Origin of the sequence: Gephyromycinifex aptenodytis (genome assembly GCF_012277275.1) — a bacterium.
Taxonomy (GTDB): Bacteria; Actinomycetota; Actinomycetes; order Actinomycetales; family Dermatophilaceae; genus Gephyromycinifex; species Gephyromycinifex aptenodytis.
The window spans coordinates 1644546-1660971 of sequence record NZ_CP051155.1 but is presented as its reverse complement, the minus strand read 5'-3'; the positions used below and the strand labels follow the sequence as shown (position 1 = coordinate 1660971).

14 protein-coding genes are annotated in these 16426 nt (G+C 64.5%); 11 read left to right on the top strand and 3 right to left on the bottom strand.

The window, feature by feature from the left end; genetic code table 11:
* Positions 1-154 precede the first annotated feature (154 nt).
* From flgK to G9V96_RS07235, 3 genes are all read left to right on the top strand, one after another.
* Entirely contained in the window at positions 155-1579 is a 1425-nt protein-coding gene (gene flgK, locus G9V96_RS07245) for a flagellar hook-associated protein FlgK (RefSeq protein ID WP_168582434.1), read from the top strand.
* Positions 1580-1594: 15 nt separating this feature from the next.
* Positions 1595-2494 (top strand): flagellar hook-associated protein FlgL, encoded by a 900-nt coding sequence (gene flgL / locus G9V96_RS07240; RefSeq protein ID WP_168582433.1) that lies wholly within the window; start codon positions 1595-1597, stop codon positions 2492-2494.
* A gap of 197 nt (positions 2495-2691) precedes the next feature.
* Positions 2692-3666, top strand: a complete 975-nt coding sequence (locus tag G9V96_RS07235) for a DUF559 domain-containing protein (RefSeq protein ID WP_168582432.1) — start codon at positions 2692-2694, stop codon at positions 3664-3666.
* A 135-nt stretch (positions 3667-3801) separates the two neighbouring features.
* Here G9V96_RS07235 and G9V96_RS07230 read toward each other — a convergent pair whose 3' ends face one another.
* The 3 genes from G9V96_RS07230 to G9V96_RS07220 are packed head-to-tail and all read right to left on the bottom strand — an operon-like array spanning position 3802 to position 5264.
* Complete coding sequence (locus G9V96_RS07230; RefSeq protein WP_226913570.1) at positions 3802-4350, bottom strand: hypothetical protein; 549 nt, start codon at positions 4348-4350, stop codon at positions 3802-3804.
* Between the two features lie 55 nt (positions 4351-4405).
* Positions 4406-4765 (bottom strand): response regulator, encoded by a 360-nt coding sequence (locus tag G9V96_RS07225; protein ID WP_168582431.1) that lies wholly within the window; start codon positions 4763-4765, stop codon positions 4406-4408.
* 46 nt (positions 4766-4811) lie between these two features.
* Positions 4812-5264, bottom strand: coding sequence for a chemotaxis protein CheX (locus tag G9V96_RS07220; protein ID WP_168582430.1), 453 nt, complete (start codon positions 5262-5264; stop codon positions 4812-4814).
* Positions 5265-5720: 456 nt separating this feature from the next.
* Between G9V96_RS07220 and G9V96_RS07215 the strand changes: the two genes are divergently transcribed.
* The 8 genes from G9V96_RS07215 to G9V96_RS07180 all read left to right on the top strand — a co-directional run bounded on the left by G9V96_RS07215 (position 5721) and on the right by G9V96_RS07180 (position 15588).
* Complete coding sequence (locus tag G9V96_RS07215; RefSeq protein ID WP_168582429.1) at positions 5721-8381, top strand: chemotaxis protein CheA; 2661 nt, start codon at positions 5721-5723, stop codon at positions 8379-8381.
* A 20-nt stretch (positions 8382-8401) separates the two neighbouring features.
* A complete protein-coding gene (locus G9V96_RS07210; protein WP_168582428.1) occupies positions 8402-8836 on the top strand; it encodes a chemotaxis protein CheW in 435 nt (144 codons plus the stop codon).
* 127 nt (positions 8837-8963) lie between these two features.
* Positions 8964-10616, top strand: a complete 1653-nt coding sequence (locus G9V96_RS07205) for a methyl-accepting chemotaxis protein (protein ID WP_226913568.1) — start codon at positions 8964-8966, stop codon at positions 10614-10616.
* A 243-nt stretch (positions 10617-10859) separates the two neighbouring features.
* Positions 10860-12473, top strand: a complete 1614-nt coding sequence (locus G9V96_RS07200) for a methyl-accepting chemotaxis protein (protein ID WP_168582427.1) — start codon at positions 10860-10862, stop codon at positions 12471-12473.
* Positions 12474-12751: 278 nt separating this feature from the next.
* Positions 12752-13186, top strand: coding sequence for a chemotaxis protein CheW (locus G9V96_RS07195; protein ID WP_168582426.1), 435 nt, complete (start codon positions 12752-12754; stop codon positions 13184-13186).
* A 64-nt stretch (positions 13187-13250) separates the two neighbouring features.
* Positions 13251-13616: a response regulator gene (locus G9V96_RS07190; protein ID WP_168582425.1), complete on the top strand. Its 366-nt coding sequence runs from the start codon at positions 13251-13253 to the stop codon at positions 13614-13616.
* Positions 13616-14773, top strand: a complete 1158-nt coding sequence (locus G9V96_RS07185) for a protein-glutamate methylesterase/protein-glutamine glutaminase (RefSeq protein ID WP_168582424.1) — start codon at positions 13616-13618, stop codon at positions 14771-14773. Before G9V96_RS07190 ends, G9V96_RS07185 begins: the two co-directional genes overlap by 1 nt.
* Entirely contained in the window at positions 14770-15588 is an 819-nt protein-coding gene (locus tag G9V96_RS07180) for a CheR family methyltransferase (protein ID WP_168582423.1), read from the top strand. The genes G9V96_RS07185 and G9V96_RS07180 overlap by 4 nt, the downstream gene beginning before the upstream one ends.
* Positions 15589-16426 lie beyond the last annotated feature (838 nt).

Below are 16426 nucleotides of genomic sequence, written 5' to 3'. Positions count from 1 at the left end.
CCCGCCAGTGCGCCCCTGATTCAGACGGTCAGCACATCCCCTTCACAACCCCGCTCGGTCGGCCGATAGGAAGTCGGCCGTTCAGGAGAACTGTCCTGCGCAGCCTGGAAGAAGCCCGGGCAGGACGCCCACAACTCACGGATGAGAGATCGACATGTCAGCCTTCGGAGGACTCTTTATCGGGACTTCGGCGATCCACGCCTCACAACGGGGCCTCGACGTCACCGGTCAGAACATCGCCAACTCGGCGACCCCCGGGTACACGCGCCAACGCGTCGACCTCGAATCCATCGGTGGACCCGGTGTCCCCGCATTCTGGTCTCGCTACGACGGCACCGGCGAAGGCGTCAAAGTCACCGGCGTCACCCGGATGAACGACGAGTTCCTCGAAGCCCGGGCGCGTAACTCCAACGCCTCCTTAGGCAACCTGCAAGAGCAGGAAAAGACGATGGCTGCGATCGAACGCACCGTCGACGAACCCAGCGACACCGGCCTGCAGAAGAAGCTGTCCCAACTGTGGAACTCCTTCGGCGCCGCCGGCAACAGCCCCAGCGTGGCTAACCAGGCGCCCCGCGCCGCAGCCTTGGAGAACGCCATCGGCACCGCCGCGCAGCTGAACCACATGAGCAACTCGCTCACCACGCAGTGGAACGACACCGCGACTGAGCTGGGCGCAAACGTCAACGACGTCAACAAGATGGCCGAAGACATCGCCAAGCTCAACGTCGCCATCCGCAACAACAACATCGCCAAGGTGCCGAGCAACGAACTGCTCGACCAGCGTGACGTCCTCATCGCCAAGGTCACCGAACTCACCGGTGCCACGGTGCGTCCCGCGGAGATGGACAGGGGCGCTGCCTTCAACAGCCAGGCCGTCGACGTCATGATCGGCGGTAAAGCGCTCGTCAGCGGAACCCAGGCCACCTCGCTGCAGCTCACGCCGGCGGACCCGGCCTACCCGGCAGGCACCGTGGCCGTGAAGTGGGCAGACGGATCTGCCGCCGACATCACCACCGGCCGCATTGCCGGCCAGACGACCTCGCTCAACGACACGATCCCGAAGTACCTCAAAGAGTTCGACGACATCGCCGCGAGCCTGGCGAAAACGGTGAACGAGCAGCAGGCCAAGGGCTTCACCGTCGAAGGCGAGGTAGGCGCTGACCTGTTCGTGGCTGAGGGGGGCGGGCCGGTTACCGCGGCCAACATCCGCGTGAAGGCAGATGCGAAGCCGAACGATCTGGCAGTCTCCTCCGGCAATCCAACGGGGCCCAACCCCAGCCTGGACGGCAACAACGCGCTGGCGATGTCCCGGCATATCGCCGACAAAGACGGCCCCGACTCCACGTACAACCAGATGGTTGTCCGTTTGGGTGTGCAAGCCCAGTCGGTCAACCGCAACGTCACAGTCCAGGAAAACGTCGTTCGCCAGGCCGAAGACGCTCGCGACAACGTCTCTGGTGTCTCCCTCAACGAGGAGATGACCAACATGATCCGCTACCAGCACTCCTTCGCTGCCGCGGCCAAGTTCATCGGCGTCATCGACCAGACGCTGGACACGCTCATCCACATGACCCGCTGAAAGGGGTGACCTGACATGTCGCTACGCATCACGCAGAACTCGATGAACCGCACGCAGCTAGCCGGCCTGAACACCAGCCTCAACCGGCTGCAGCAGACGCAAGAGCAGCTCACCACCGGTAAGCGGCTCAACCGGCCCTCCGACGACCCGGTCGGTACCGTCTCGGCGTTGCGCTTCCGTTCCGAGCAGAGTCAGCTCGCTCAGTTCGGTGCCAACATCACCGACGGGCTCTCCCGGCTGCAAGCCTCCGACGATGCGCTGTCGCAAACCTCGAACATGACCCAGCGCATCCGCACCCAGGCGTTGGCGGCGCTGAACGGCACCGGTAGCCAAACCCAGATGAAGGCCTACGCGGCCGAGATTCGGGAGATGCGTGCCGGGCTGCTGCAGCAGGCGAACAGCCAGTACGCGGGGCAGCCGCTGTTCGGCGGCACCACCCCGAAGGACAACGCGTTCGACCCTGCTACCGGCGCCTTCCAGGGCAACAACCTCCCGGTGCTGCGCCAGATCACCGACTCACCGGGTGACGCCGGCCAGATCAACGTCGGCGTCAACGGCCAGGCGGCCTTCGGTAACGCCCTCGTCAAGGGCACCGGTGACCTGGACAAACTCGCGGCTGCCATCGAAGCTGGCGACTCCGCAGGGATCAACGCGGGGCTGGCAGCTGTCGACAAGCTGCAAGATGACATCCTCAACGTGCAGGCCACTGTCGGTACCCGCGTGGGTCGACTCGTCAGCCTGGAGGCCCTCAACGGCCGCCAGGACGACGCCTCGAGAATCGCGCTGTCCAAGGTGGAAGACACCGACTTCCTCAAGGCCGCGATGGACCTGTCCATCCAGTCCAACGCCTACCAGGCTGCGTTGTCTGCCTCGGCGAAGATCATCCAGCCCTCGCTGATGGACTTCATCCGGTAGTAGTGCGCTGCACCACCCCGCGAGCCGTCACCCACGAGGTGACGGCTCGCCGTGTTTTGCCGCGAGCCGTCGATTCCAAGTGACGGCTCGCGGGCGGCATCTGCGCGTGGCCTACAGGGGTGGTCGGGGCTCGCGTTGTGTCCACAGGCCGCGGAGTTGTCCGAGCCGCATGGATCCGAGCGACCCAGGCTGCCTACATGGTCACCGGCACCCGCACCTCGGCGCAGCGTCCCGCGCACGGCGCAGCCGACACGGCAGTCTTCGGAGCTCTCCCGCAACAGCCGAACCCGGCGGGCGCGCAGGGGGCGTCATGGGGGAGCGGACCCACCGGTGAGGAGGATGGCACGCGCCGGGCAAGGCGGGTGGTGCGCACCCAGGCGCGCGCCGCTTCAGCGGAGGCCGACGCCGAAACCGGGATTGCCGAGCTGCGCGAACGCTGCGCCGCGATCCTCACCCTGGCGCCCCTCGGATCGGCGATCTCACACGAGAGCGCCGCGTTTTTGCACGGACTGTGGCTGCCGCGCCCCTACCTGCCAGGCGGCCCCGTGCATGTGACCCGCCCCGCCGGCACCTCCCGGTTGCGTCGCCGCGGCTTCATCGACCACGACAGCGCACGCGGCCTGCGCCACTACGAAGACCTGTACGACATCCGCATCGTTTCCGCCGCAGACACCTGGGCCGACCTCGCAGGAGTTTGCACCCTGCCGGATCTCGTCGCGCTCGCAGACAGTGTCGCCCGTCGCCCCGAAGGGATCGAGCCGCTGCTGGCGACGCTGGCGCGTCGCAAGTTTTACGGTTGCCGCCATACCCGGGTCATGGAAAGAGCGCTGCAGCTGGTGCGCACCGGAAGCGCCTCTTACATGGAGTCACGGGCGCGGGTGCTGTTCCTGACCGAGGGGCTGCCCGAGCCGGAGCTCAACGCCGACGTCCCTGACAAGCACGGCGGCTGGCTGGCGAACGTGGACTTCCTGTGGCGTCAGGCGCGACTCATCGTCGAATACCAGAGCGAGACCCACCACGGCGACCGCACGGCTCGGGAAGCCGATGAGCGCCGCCGACGACTCCTGGAGGCCGCCGGGTACCGCGTCGTGCTCATTACCGCCAGCACCGTGTTCGAACGGCGCTACGCAGACGAACTCATCGACGCCCTGCGCACCACTCTGGACGTGTGACCCCGCGAGCCGTCAATCGAAAGTGACGGCTCGCGGACACACAGCGGCGAGCCGTCGAATGTAAGTGACGGCTCGCGGGGGAGCAGCGGCGAGCCGTCAATCACAAGTGACGGCTCGCGGAAGGTGGGAGGCGGGTCAGAACGGGATGACGATGCCGAGTGCGCCGGCGCCGTAGCCGTCGACCTCCAGGCGGAAGTCCTCGCGAGAGCCGAGGCCGCGGATCTGCATGGCGGCGGTGCGCGGCAGGACCATGCCCGGCTGGTACACCTGGTGAAGTTTGAGGTTGGCTTCGGTCTCCTCGTCGACGAACAGCGACGCGAAGATATTGAGCACCTCGAAGAAGTTGTCGTACAACGCTGCGGGCAGTTCTTGGTTCTCGATGGCGGTGTCGGCGCCGGTCGGGGGCACTAGACCCAGTGCGGCGCCGGCGCGGGCCGACAACTCCAAGTCCGCCGCGACGAGCGCACCCACATCGCCGTGCCCGTTGACGTACGTCCCTACACAGCAGGCACGCCGTGCCGTGGGCACGACCCGCTCTTCCTGGGTCGCGATCGTCACGTCACGACCGAGCAAGCTCTCGAACAGGTCTTTGATCGGCTTGTGGTCGGGGATCTTCGCCATCGTGTTCGTTCCGCTCGGATGGAAGGTGGCAACCCCGACATCGATCGGGGAGGGGAAGGTCAACCGCCGCCGCCGGAACCCTCACCGCAGAGGGCCCCGGCTGCAAGCGGTTCGCGACTCAGCCGAACAGCGGCGTGAGCGCCTCAGAGAACATGTCCGCCGTGAACGGCTTCGCGATCAGGAACAGCGCGCCGGACTCCTCAGCCTGGCTGCGCATCGCGTCCGAACCTTCGGAGGTGACGAACCCGAACGGCACCTGGTTGCCCTCGGCGCGCAGCGCCTGCAGGAACTCGATCCCGGTCATGTTCGGCATGTTCCAGTCCGAAAGGACCAGGTCGGGGGAGACGGCCTTGACCTGGGTCAGGCCCTGCGCGCCGTCTTCGCATTCGGTGATGTCGGCTTCGAAACCGGCCTGACGGAGCGTGCGGATAACGATCATGCGCATCGCGCGGCTGTCGTCGGCGACTACTACCTTCACGGCTGACTCTCTTTCGTGTACGTACGGGTTTGGGGCGTGTTCACGCTCAGGTGACGCGGTTCCAGACGGTGACGATCAGCGGGTACTCCCCGCACATGTAGGTCGCGTCGAGCATCTTCTTGGCCGACGGCACCTTCAACGTGGGGCTGGTGCCCTGCGCCACCACCGGCAGCGACAGGGAACTGGGCTCCGGCAGCAGGCTTTTGATGTTGCCGCCCACCATGTTGGTGAGCTCGCCGATTGCATCCGATATGTCGTCGTTGCTCGCATCTGCCTCGTCGAGGCCGAACATCGTCGCGCCGAACAAGCGCGCTGCATCCGCGCTCATTTCGACGCAGATGAGGCATTCGGTCGCGCCGCTGACGCCAACCGAGCCTGCAACGGCGCCGCCGTCGATGGTGGGCGGAGTCTCGAGTGCCAGCGCCTCTACAGGCAGGCCAAGCATCGAGCTCCATACCTCGTTCACGATCTGAGCGACGTCCTCGCTGTCCAGGTGCATGCTCGGTCCTTCGGTGGGGTCCTTGGTCCTTCAATGAGAGTCGGCCCGGCGTCGGTCCCGACCGCGCACCCCTGTTCACCAGGCAGCAATCTTTCGCCTGTCGGTAACGGTTGAATGCGCAAGACCATCCGCGAACGGACACCCCCTTATCGGCTGTGCCCCAACGGACCTGAGCCGTGCGTTCATCAATAGGGCGACGAATGCCATTGATGTGAGGCGCAACTGCCGGTCGTTCGACTGCTATATAGGCGCCCGCCGGTGCAGCTGTGCTGCTTCTTCAGCGCCGATCCCCTCATCGACACAGCGGTGGGCGATCTGACCTCGCCCGCACCGGTTCGATGGCGGGGAGTGTTTCTGGGCCGAGAACGCAGGGGCCCGGCGAACTCTCGCTCAGATCACTGTTCTTGCCGCCGATTGGTGGCTCGATTGCGCCCACTTCAAACCGGGAAGGTGCCCATGGAAGGCATGGAGGAGATCGTCCAGGAGTTCCTCGTGGAAAGCCACGAGAACCTGGATCAGCTCGACCAGGACCTGCTGGCCCTCGAGCGGGACCCAGGATCACGCGAGCTGCTTTCGAGCATCTTCCGTACCTTGCACACGATTAAAGGCACGAGTGGGTTTCTCGCGCTGCACACACTGGAGAAGGTCGCCCACGCGGGGGAGTCGCTGCTGTCGAAGCTGCGCGACGGGGAAATGACCCTCAACCCGACGATGGCGACCGTTCTGCTGGAGATGGTCGATGCGGTCCGAGCACTCTTGGGCCACATCGAGCAGGACGGGAACGAAGGCGAAGAGACCTACTCCGAACTCACCGCGAAACTGCACGCCCTGCTCGAAGGCCGCAGCATCGCCGACATCAGTGTCGAAGCCGCCACCTCGCAAGCGGCCAGCAGCGCCGCCGCTGCAGCCGGTGCGGCAGAGCAGGCCGCAGACGCAGCCTCCGAGGCTGCCCAAGCCGCAGCCGAAGCCGAGAGTGTCGTCGTCGCCCAGCACGAAGCCGCCGCCGAGCACAGCGGTGAGCAGGAGCACCACAGCGAGCAGGACGACGCGGTCGTTGCCGCCGCGGCCGCTCAAGGCCACAGCGCCGAGACCGCCGAACTGATCGCCGGTGTTGCGGCAGAGACCGCGGCGACGGTCGCGGCCCAGACCGCCTCCACGGTTGCAGCCGCCACCGCCGAGGCGTTCGCCGAATCCGCAGCGGTCGCAGCCACCATGGTCGGCAACCCCACCGGTCCCACCGACGGTTCCTCAGCCGGCGGCGAGGCCCACGGTTCGCACGGCGTCGACGGCATGGTGAGCGGCGGCGGTTCCCACGTGGCGACGGTTGACCCCGCCAAGGCTGCACAGCAGGCCGCCGACGCGCAGAGCACTGCCGCCAAAGCAGCCAAGAGCAGCGACAACGGTGACAAGAAGCCGCGCAGCGTTGCCGAATCCAGCATCCGGGTCGACGTCGACCTGCTCGACTCGCTGATGAACCTCGTCGGTGAGCTGGTCCTGTCGCGTAACCAGTTAGTGCAGCGCGCCGCCGCCAGCGAAGACCAAGAACTACAGCGTTCCATGCACCGGTTGTCCCTGGTCGCCAGCGAGCTGCAAGAGGGCGTCATGAAGACCCGCATGCAGCCCATCGAGAACGTGTGGAGCAAGATCCCGCGCGTCGTGCGGGACCTGTCCAACCAGATGGGTCGCCAGATCCGGGTCGAAATGGAAGGCAAGGAAACCGAGCTCGACAAGACCATCCTTGAAGCCATCAAGGACCCGCTGACCCACCTGGTGCGCAACTCTTGCGATCACGGCATCGAACCGCCGGACGTGCGCACCGCCAACGGCAAGCCCGCCGAAGGAGTGCTGCTCATGCGCGCCTTCCATGAGGGCGGTCAGGTAAACATCGAGATCATTGACGACGGCGCCGGCATCAACACCGAGCGGGTCAAGGACAAGGCCGTCGAGCGTGGGCTGATGAGCCGCGAGGAAGCCGACCGTCTCTCTGAGCGCGACGCTCAGCACCTCATCTTCCGTGCCGGTTTCTCGACCGCAGAGAAGGTCTCCAACGTCTCCGGGCGTGGCGTCGGCATGGACGTGGTGAAGACCAACATCGAGAAGATCGGCGGCGTCATCGACGTCAGTTCGGTCTACGGCGAAGGCACCACGACACGGATCAAGATCCCGCTGACGTTGGCGATCATCCCGGCGCTGCTCGTGCGCGGAAAGAACAACATGTTTGCGATCCCGCAGGTCAACCTGCTGGAGCTGGTCCGCCTGGACAAGGAGCAGGCCGCCGAACGTTTGGAGACCATCCAGGGCACCCCCGTGTACCGGCTGCGCGGACAGTTGCTGCCGCTGGTCGACCTGCGCCACCACATCGGGGTCGAAGAAGCCGAAAGCGACACCACCTTCATCGCGGTGCTGCGCGCCGACCAGCGGCAGTTCGGTCTGGTCGTGGACGACATCGAAGACACCGAAGAGATCGTCGTCAAACCACTGGGTAAGCAACTGCGGGGCATCGACCTGTACGCCGGGGCGACGCTCATGGGTGATGGCCGGGTCGCACTCATCTTGGACACGAACTCCCTGGCGGCCCACGCCGGCATGATCAACGACTCCGGCGAAGCGGCCAAGCGGGCAGCTGAAGAGGCAGCTAAACGCGCCTCGGCGGACGCCACCTCGCTGCTGGTGGTCAAGCTGTCCAACGGGCGACGGGTGGCGTTGCCGCTCAGCGTCGTTGAGCGTCTCGAAGAGTTCGCTATGTCGCGGGTGGAGACCGTCGGGCAGAACCAGGTTGTGCAGTACCGCGGCGTGATCCTGCCGCTGCTGCGGTTGGCCGATGACTACGGCAGCTACAGCGAGGTCGATGAAGCCCAGCCGTTGCAGGTCGTCGTGTGTCAACACCGCGGTCAGCTCTTCGGTTTCGTCGTGGCGCAAGTGCTGGACATCGTCGAGGACGAACTGGCCATCCGCACCCACCTGGACACCGGCGGCAACCTCGGCTCGGCAGTCGTGAACGAACACGTCACCGAACTGCTCAACATCGACACTGCTCTGGCCGGGATGCTCGCGCCGGAGGCTGAGCAACAGTTCGGCGACATGACCTCCTACAGCGGCGCCTACGCCGCCCACTGAACAGGATCGTAAAAATGGTCATGGCTACTCAGTACTGCACGTTCAAACTTGGTGGGCATTTGTTTGGTGTGCCGGTGGGGACGGTGCAGGAGGTGTTGCGTGAGCAGACGTTGACGGAGGTTCCGCTTGCTCCTGCTGTGGTTTCGGGGTTGATTAATCTGCGGGGTCAGATTGTGATCACGTTGGATTTGCGTGAGCAGATGGGATTGCCGCGGCGGGCTGATTCGGCTGAGGCTACGAATGTGGTGGTGCGTACCGGTGCGGATACTGTGACGAGTTTGTTGGTGGATGAGATCGGGGATGTGTTGGAGCCTGATCTTGATCTTTTTGAGGATCCGCCGGACACGGTTCCTGCTCGGGTGCGGGATCTGGTGGTGGCGGTGTGCAAGTTGGAGCGCCAATTGATGCTCGTTCTGGACACCGAAAAAGCCGTGAACGTTGAAGTGGCCGCTTAGTAAGGCGTCACCGGATGACATCATCCTGGCGGGAACCGGGTTCGGCAGACCGCTGCCGTGAGCCCTATTGGACACCTACCCAATCCATTACCACCGCCTCACTCGGGGTGGCGTCGAAGGAGAGCACGTGAGCACCGCAGTCGCGCAAACGGCCCCAGCGGCCGAGAAGGGTACCCGTAAAGGGTTGGGGGTGCGCGGGAAGATTCTGCTTGTGGGTCTCCTGGGTATCCTGGCGAGCGTCCTCATCGGCACTATCGCGCTCGTGAACGTCGGCCGCATAAACTCGGCGGCCGAGGAGATGCGAAACCTGGAGGGGCTGCAGGCCAAAGTCCAGGACATCCGCTTCCTCAACGGTGATGTGAGCGGTTGGCAGCTCGGCGCGGCTTGGACAGCCAACAAGGTCGGCGGCGCCGAGGCAGCGAGCCCGGAGAAGAAGTACCGCAAGAACTTCCTGGCCGCAGGCGAAGTCCTCAAGGAGACGATGGCTAAGACCCCCGTCGACCGGATGACCGCAGAAGAGAAGGCCAACTTCGACAAGCTGGGTCAGGCCTGGGATCAGTACTTCGCCTACGACCTCGAGATCGCCAAGGAATGGGCCAAAGACAACGACGCGGGCGTTGCTGCCGGCGACAAAATCATGATGGAGAAGTCGCTGCCGCTGTACGGCGACATCCTGGATGCCACCGACGCTATCGCGGCCTCGGTCGACAGTCGTAGCGCTGCCGCCGCCCAGCGCGCCAGTGATGCTGCTTCCGCAGCACGTTGGGCGATGCTCATCGTCATGCCCTTGGCTCTGCTCGCGATCACCCTCCTCGCCCTGCGCATCGCCCGTGCCTTCCTGGAGTCCATCAAGTCAGTGCGTGACTCGCTGCTGGCCCTGGGTCAGGGCGACCTGACCGTGCCGGCGCATGCCGGCTCCGATGATGAGATCGGCCAGATGGCGATGGCTGCCGAAGAAGCGCGCGATTCCATGCGCCGAGTGATCGGCGACGTCAGTAACGCCTCGACCACGGTCGCTTCTGCCTCTGAGGAGCTCAGCGCCACCGCCCGGGGGATGGGCGCTGGTGCCGCGACCTCTGCCGGACAGCTTGACCGGGTCACCGAATCCTCCGAAGTGGTGTCCAGCAACATTCAGACGGTTGCGGCTGGTACTGAGGAGATGACGGCTTCGATTCGGGAGATTTCGAAGTCGGCGAATGATGCTGCTGGGGTTGCTGCTTCGGCGGTGGCGGTGGCGGATCAGACGAATGCGACGGTGGCGAAGTTGGGTGAGTCCAGTATTGAGATCGGGAATGTCATCAAGACGATCACGAGTATTGCTGAGCAGACGAACCTGTTGGCGTTGAACGCCACGATCGAGGCTGCCCGTGCTGGTGAGGCTGGTAAGGGTTTCGCGGTGGTGGCGAATGAGGTGAAGGATTTGGCGCAGGAGACGAGTAAGGCCACTGAGGACATCGGTTCGCGGGTGGAGGCTATTCAGGCTGATACTCAGGCTGCGGTGGCGGCGATCAGTCAGATTTCTTCGATCATTGCTCAGATCAACGACACTCAGGCCACGATCGCTTCGGCGGTGGAGGAGCAGACGGCGACCACGAACGAGATGGGCCGCAACGTCCAAGACGCCGCCACCGGAGCCGGGGAAATATCCAAAAACGTCTCGCATGCAGCTCAGCAGGCAGCCGCCGCCCGCGGCTCCGCAGAGAGCATGGCGCAGGCTTCGAGCGAACTGGCCGAGCGGGCATCTGACCTGCGAGCGCTCGTCGAACGCTTCCAGTACTGATCGAGGAATTGCATAACGCGATTCAAAACATGCAGCAGCGCCCCGGAGGGATCATCCCGATCATCCGGGGCGCTGCCGCATGTAGCAGCTGCTGCCGGGGTGCCCGGCCCCTGACTTCTCGCTTGTATTAACGCGTTTGCCACCGATAAGGCAGAGAAGTATGAAACGCAGCCGTACAGAATCCGCGACTGAGACGAGGAAGAAATGAGCAGCACCGGCGTCACGCAACCTACGAGTGGGTTTATGCGGTGGTGGTCCGCGCTCGGGGTGATGACCAAAATCCTCGTGGTCGGCCTCATCGGAGTCATCGGTGCGCTCCTGGTCGGCGGCGTCGCGGTCTGGGGTCTGAACCGGGTGGACCGCGCTCAGCAGGAGCTGTCGCAGATGACGAGCATCGAGGTGGCAGCCGGTCGCTTGGACAAGCTCATGGCCGACGTCAAGGGTAGGCAGAACGAGTACGCGTTGGTTGCCCACCAGGGTGACCCGAAGGCCGCCGTGGCCAAGGACTCTGCCGCTCGGGGCAGCTACCAGGACTCCATGGCGTCCGCCGCGGCCGCGTTGCAGGGATTCCCCCAAGAGGGGATGTCTGACACCGGGCGCCGACTGCTGAACGAAATCCGCTCCGGCGTCGAGGACTTCGAAGCCGTGGATGTCAAAATCGCGGCGCTCTACGCCCAGGGCAGCAAGGACTCCGTTCAGAAGGCAGACGCCCTCGTCGCCAACGACGCCAATACCGCTTACGCGGCCGTCTCCCAGACGATCACCAAGCTGAACGCGGCTGCCGAGAAGCGCGTGACGGCCGCCGAACATGCCAGTGAAACCGCGCAGCGGAACGCACTGATCATGATGGTGCTGACCGGCCTGGTCGTCGCGGTGATCGTGTTCGTGCTGGCGATGCTCATCGCCCGCCGGATCGTGCGCTCCGTGACCTCGGTGCGCGAGTCCCTCACCGCCATGGGGCATGGTGATCTGACTGTGCCGGCCGAAATCATCTCCTTGGACGAGATCGGTCAGATGGCCACGGCCGCCGAAGAAACCCGATCCTCGATGCGTCTGCTGCTGGGGGAAGTCGGCAACGCCAGCTCCGGTGTGGCTGCCGCCTCTGAAGAGCTCACCGCGACCGCCGGCCAACTGGGTGCCAACTCCCAGACCGCGGCGCGAGAACTGGCTGAGGTGAATGTCTCCTCCGGGGATATGACCCAGAATGTGCAGACGGTTGCGGCTGGTACTGAGGAGATGACGGCTTCGATTCGGGAGATTTCGAAGTCGGCGAATGATGCTGCTGGGGTTGCTGCTTCGGCGGTGGCGGTGGCGGATCAGACGAATGCGACGGTGGCGAAGTTGGGTGAGTCCAGTATTGAGATCGGGAATGTCATCAAGACGATCACGAGTATTGCTGAGCAGACGAACCTGTTGGCGTTGAACGCCACGATCGAGGCTGCCCGTGCTGGTGAGGCTGGTAAGGGTTTCGCGGTGGTGGCGAATGAGGTGAAGGATTTGGCGCAGGAGACGAGTAAGGCCACGGAGGACATCGGTTCGCGGGTGGAGGCTATTCAGGCTGATACTCAGGCCGCTGTTGCTGCGATCAGTCAGATTTCTTCGATCATCGCTCAGATCAATGACACTCAGGCCACGATCGCTTCGGCGGTGGAGGAGCAGACGGCGACCACGAACGAGATGGGCCGCAACGTCCAAGACGCCGCCGGCCGCGCCAGCGAAATCTCCGAGCGCGTCTCGGTGGTGACCAATGGGGCCAGGGATTCCGCCGAGGCCTCCGAAGCCACCGCTCAGGCTGCCAACGAGTTGTCCCAGCGTGCCAGCGAACTGCAGGGCTTGGTGAGCCGGTTCAACCTCTGAGCACCGTTCGCGACCTCAGCTGCGCCCGTTCGTTCGCGACCGGGCGCATCTGCCTGGCCAGCGGGTTCTGATCGGGTGCCGCGCCCCGACGACCGGGGTCCGCAGCGCCTTGACCTGCGGCGCTGGGCCGCGTGGACGGCCGTCCGCCGGGCCTGCGCAACCTTGCCTCCGGGACTGCTTGATAAGGAACTGCATTCGCCGATGGGGAGATGTGCCCCGGCGCCCCCACATGCCGCGCTCACACCGCGACCAACATCCCGGCCTCGAAGAAGGACTCTATGGCTACTCAGTACTGCACGTTCAAACTTGGTGGGCATTTGTTTGGTGTGCCGGTGGGGACGGTGCAGGAGGTGTTGCGTGAGCAGACGTTGACGGAGGTTCCGCTTGCTCCTGCTGTGGTTTCGGGGTTGATTAATCTGCGGGGTCAGATTGTGATCACGTTGGATTTGCGGGAGCAGATGGGATTGCCGCGGCGGGCTGATTCGGCTGAGGCTACGAATGTGGTGGTGCGTACCGGTGCGGATACCGTGACGAGTTTGTTGGTGGATGAGATCGGGGATGTGTTGGAGCCTGATCTTGATCTTTTTGAGGATCCGCCGGACACGGTTCCTGCTCGGGTGCGGGATCTGGTGGTGGCGGTGTGCAAGTTGGAGCGCCAATTGATGCTCGTCCTGGACACCGAAAAAGCGGTTGAAATCGGGGCGGCGGCATGACCTTGCGTATCGGGCGAACGCTCGCCCCCGGAATCCCGTTTCTTTCCTGCGACGAAGGAGTGGCATGCGTGCACTCGTGATTGACGACTCCCGCGCGATGCGCACCATCCTCACCCGGATGATGGACACCTTCGGCTATGAGGTGGAAGCTGTCGCCGACGGTCAGCAAGCGATCGAGGCGATCCAACGTGGACCGCAACCCGACGTGTGCCTGGTCGACTGGAACATGCCGGTGATGAACGGTCTCGATTTCATCATCGAGGTGCGCAAGAACCGCGCCTGGCGTGACATCACCTTGATGATGGTGACCACCGAAGCCGAGCAGGCGAACATCGTTCGCGCCCTGGCGGCCGGGGCGCACGAGTACGTCATCAAGCCGTTCACTCCCGAGGTCATCGAGGACAAGCTCGCCATGTTGGGGCTGCTCTGATGAGCGGAGTCCCTATTCGTGTGCTGATCGTCGATGACTCTGTCGTCATCCGGCGGCTCATCTCCGACGTGCTCAAGACCGACTCCGAGATCGAAGTGGTCGGTACGGCGGTCAACGGCAAGAACGCCCTCGACAAACTGCCCAGCCTCAAGCCGGACGTGATGACCCTCGACGTCGAAATGCCCGTCATGGACGGGCTGCAGACTCTCGTCGAGGTGCGCAAGACGTACAAGAAGTTGCCCATCATCATGTTCTCGACGCTGACCGAGCGCGGTGCGGGGGCAACTCTGGACGCGCTGGAGCGCGGCGCGAGTGACTACGTAACCAAGCCGGCGAACGTCGGTTCGGTCTCGGAGTCGATGGAGGCGGTACGTAGCCAGCTCATCCCCAAGATCAAGTCCCTCACCGGCCGAGCCCCGATGCCGCCGCGGCGGCCGCGGCCTGCCTTCGGTGGGGAACCGCCGCGCGGTGTACGTACCGGCGCGCCCGCTCAGCCTGGGGGTGCAGCCACGGTTGAGGTCGGCCCTGCCACCGGCAAGGTCGACGTGGTGTGTATCGGTATCTCCACGGGTGGGCCGGACGCGCTGACGCAGGTGGTCTCAGCGCTACCGGGCAACTTCCCGGTGCCGATCGTGGTCACCCAGCACATGCCGCCGGTGTTCACTCAGCTCTTCGCGCAGCGTCTGGACGCGAAAGCGAAGGTGAAGGTCGTGGAGGCCACCAATGGTGAGCCACTGCAGCCCGGCAAGGTGTACATCGCCCCCGGCGACTACCACATGCGATTCAAGAAGGCAGCTTCCGGCGCCGTGGTCGCCCTCGACCAAGGCCCGCAGGAGAACTACTGCCGTCCCGCGGTTGATCCGATGTTCCGTTCCATCGGTGAGGTCTACGGGGGCAACGTGTTGGCCGTCATCATGACCGGAATGGGTCAGGACGGGCACCGCGGTGCCGAACCAATTCTTCGAGCCGGGGGTCGCCTGCTTGTGCAGGACGAAGCGACCTCTGTGGTGTGGGGCATGCCCGGCGCCGCTGTAGCTTCCGGTTTGCCCTGCGACGTCATGCCTCTAGAGAAAATCGCCGACGCCATCGTCAATCGCACGATGACCTCTGGGCGGGGAGGCGCGCCTTCAGCCATGTCTAGGAGTCCTCGCCCATGAGTATCAGCGGCAGCGACGTCGACTTCATCTCTCAGGTGGTCCGCGCCCGGTCAGCGATTGTGCTGGACCGCAGTAAGGAATACCTGATCGAGTCCCGGCTCGTGGCGTTGGCACGTCAACGCGGCGACGCCGACATCGCCGACCTTGTTCGTAAGCTGCGTTCGGCACCTAACGGACCGTTGCGCGACCAGGTGGTCGAGGCGATGACCACGAACGAGACGTCGTTCTTTCGCGACGGTCACCCGTTCATGGCCTTGTCGAACACCATCCTCCCGGAGCTGCTGGTGCAGCGCGGACGCGAGCGGTCATTGAACATCTGGTGCGCGGCGTGCAGTTCCGGTCAGGAGCCGTACACCATCGCCATGCTTATCCAGGAGCTCATCGGAGCCGACCCGAGTTGGCGGGTACGTCTGGTGGCCACCGACATCGACACCCAGATGTTGAAGCGCACCAAGGAAGGCGTTTACAACCAGTTCGAGGTCAACCGCGGGTTGCCGGCGCCGCTGCTGGTGCGGTACTTCGCGCGGCACGGCATGACCTATCAAGTCGATGCCCGGCTGCGGTCGATGATCGAGACGAAGTTCGTCAACCTGTCCGAGCCGTTGCCTCCGATGCCGCAGATGGACATCGTGTTCCTGCGAAACGTCCTCATCTATTTCGATGTCGACATGAAACGCCAGATCCTGCGCGAGGTGAAGAAGGTCATCCGCCCCGACGGCTACCTCTTCCTCGGCGGCGCCGAGACCACGATGAACATCGACGATGCGTGGGAACGCCAGACAGTGGGACGCGCGGCGGTCTACCGTCCGCGCTGAGAACACCCACGCCGTCAGGATTGGGCTGAACTGCGCACTTGCCGCTCACCGGCGGTGAGGTGCGGTTCGGCCCAATCTTCGTGTCCGGGAAATGGCGGTTCGGCCCGCGCCGGATCGACGGTGCCGCGACGTCGACGTGCTCCTGGGGCTGCGGACAACCCCAGGGTGGTGGTCCCGTCAGTCGCGCCCGTCGCAGCAAGGATCTGACAGGCCGGAGGGGCCGTCGATGGACCAGGCCCGGCCGGTCGTGCGTGCCGTGCGCGTTTTGTGTACACCGTCGACCGCCGCGACTGCGAGGCCCGGGCAGCGGTCGGCGCTGCTACCGCAGCACCGATCAAGGCTGTCGCGCGCACAGCAGAACGGCGGTTTTTTCATCATGGGCCTCTCGGGGCGCAGATTGGGCGACATCACGGGGAGCGGGCTGCGGTTGTGGGCCGGTATCGGCCTGCCGTTGTTCGGAATTGGCGTCGAGAGCGCAGCAGCGAGGGCTGTCTGGGGTCGCTGATGTCCAGAGCGAACAGGTGACTCCGATGGAGGACCTCCCAACCGCTCGCGGGGTGGGCCCCAGCTCACAGCCGGCGAGAACCGACCCGGAGGGGTTCGCCAGCTGCAGGTACCGCAGACCCGGGGAAATAGTCGTTGAAAACTTGACCATCTCCCCTGCGCGGCGGCGAGCCCCGCAGTTGCTGCAACCCGGTTGCAAATGGTACGAATTCACGCATTTGAGCAGGTCAGGACGCTTCTGCTGCGGGTGTCGCCGCCAGTATTCCCGGCCGCGCAACGCTCAGTGAGCTGCCCTGACGGTCGATCAAGAAGGTGGCCACGGATGGCCGTAGGT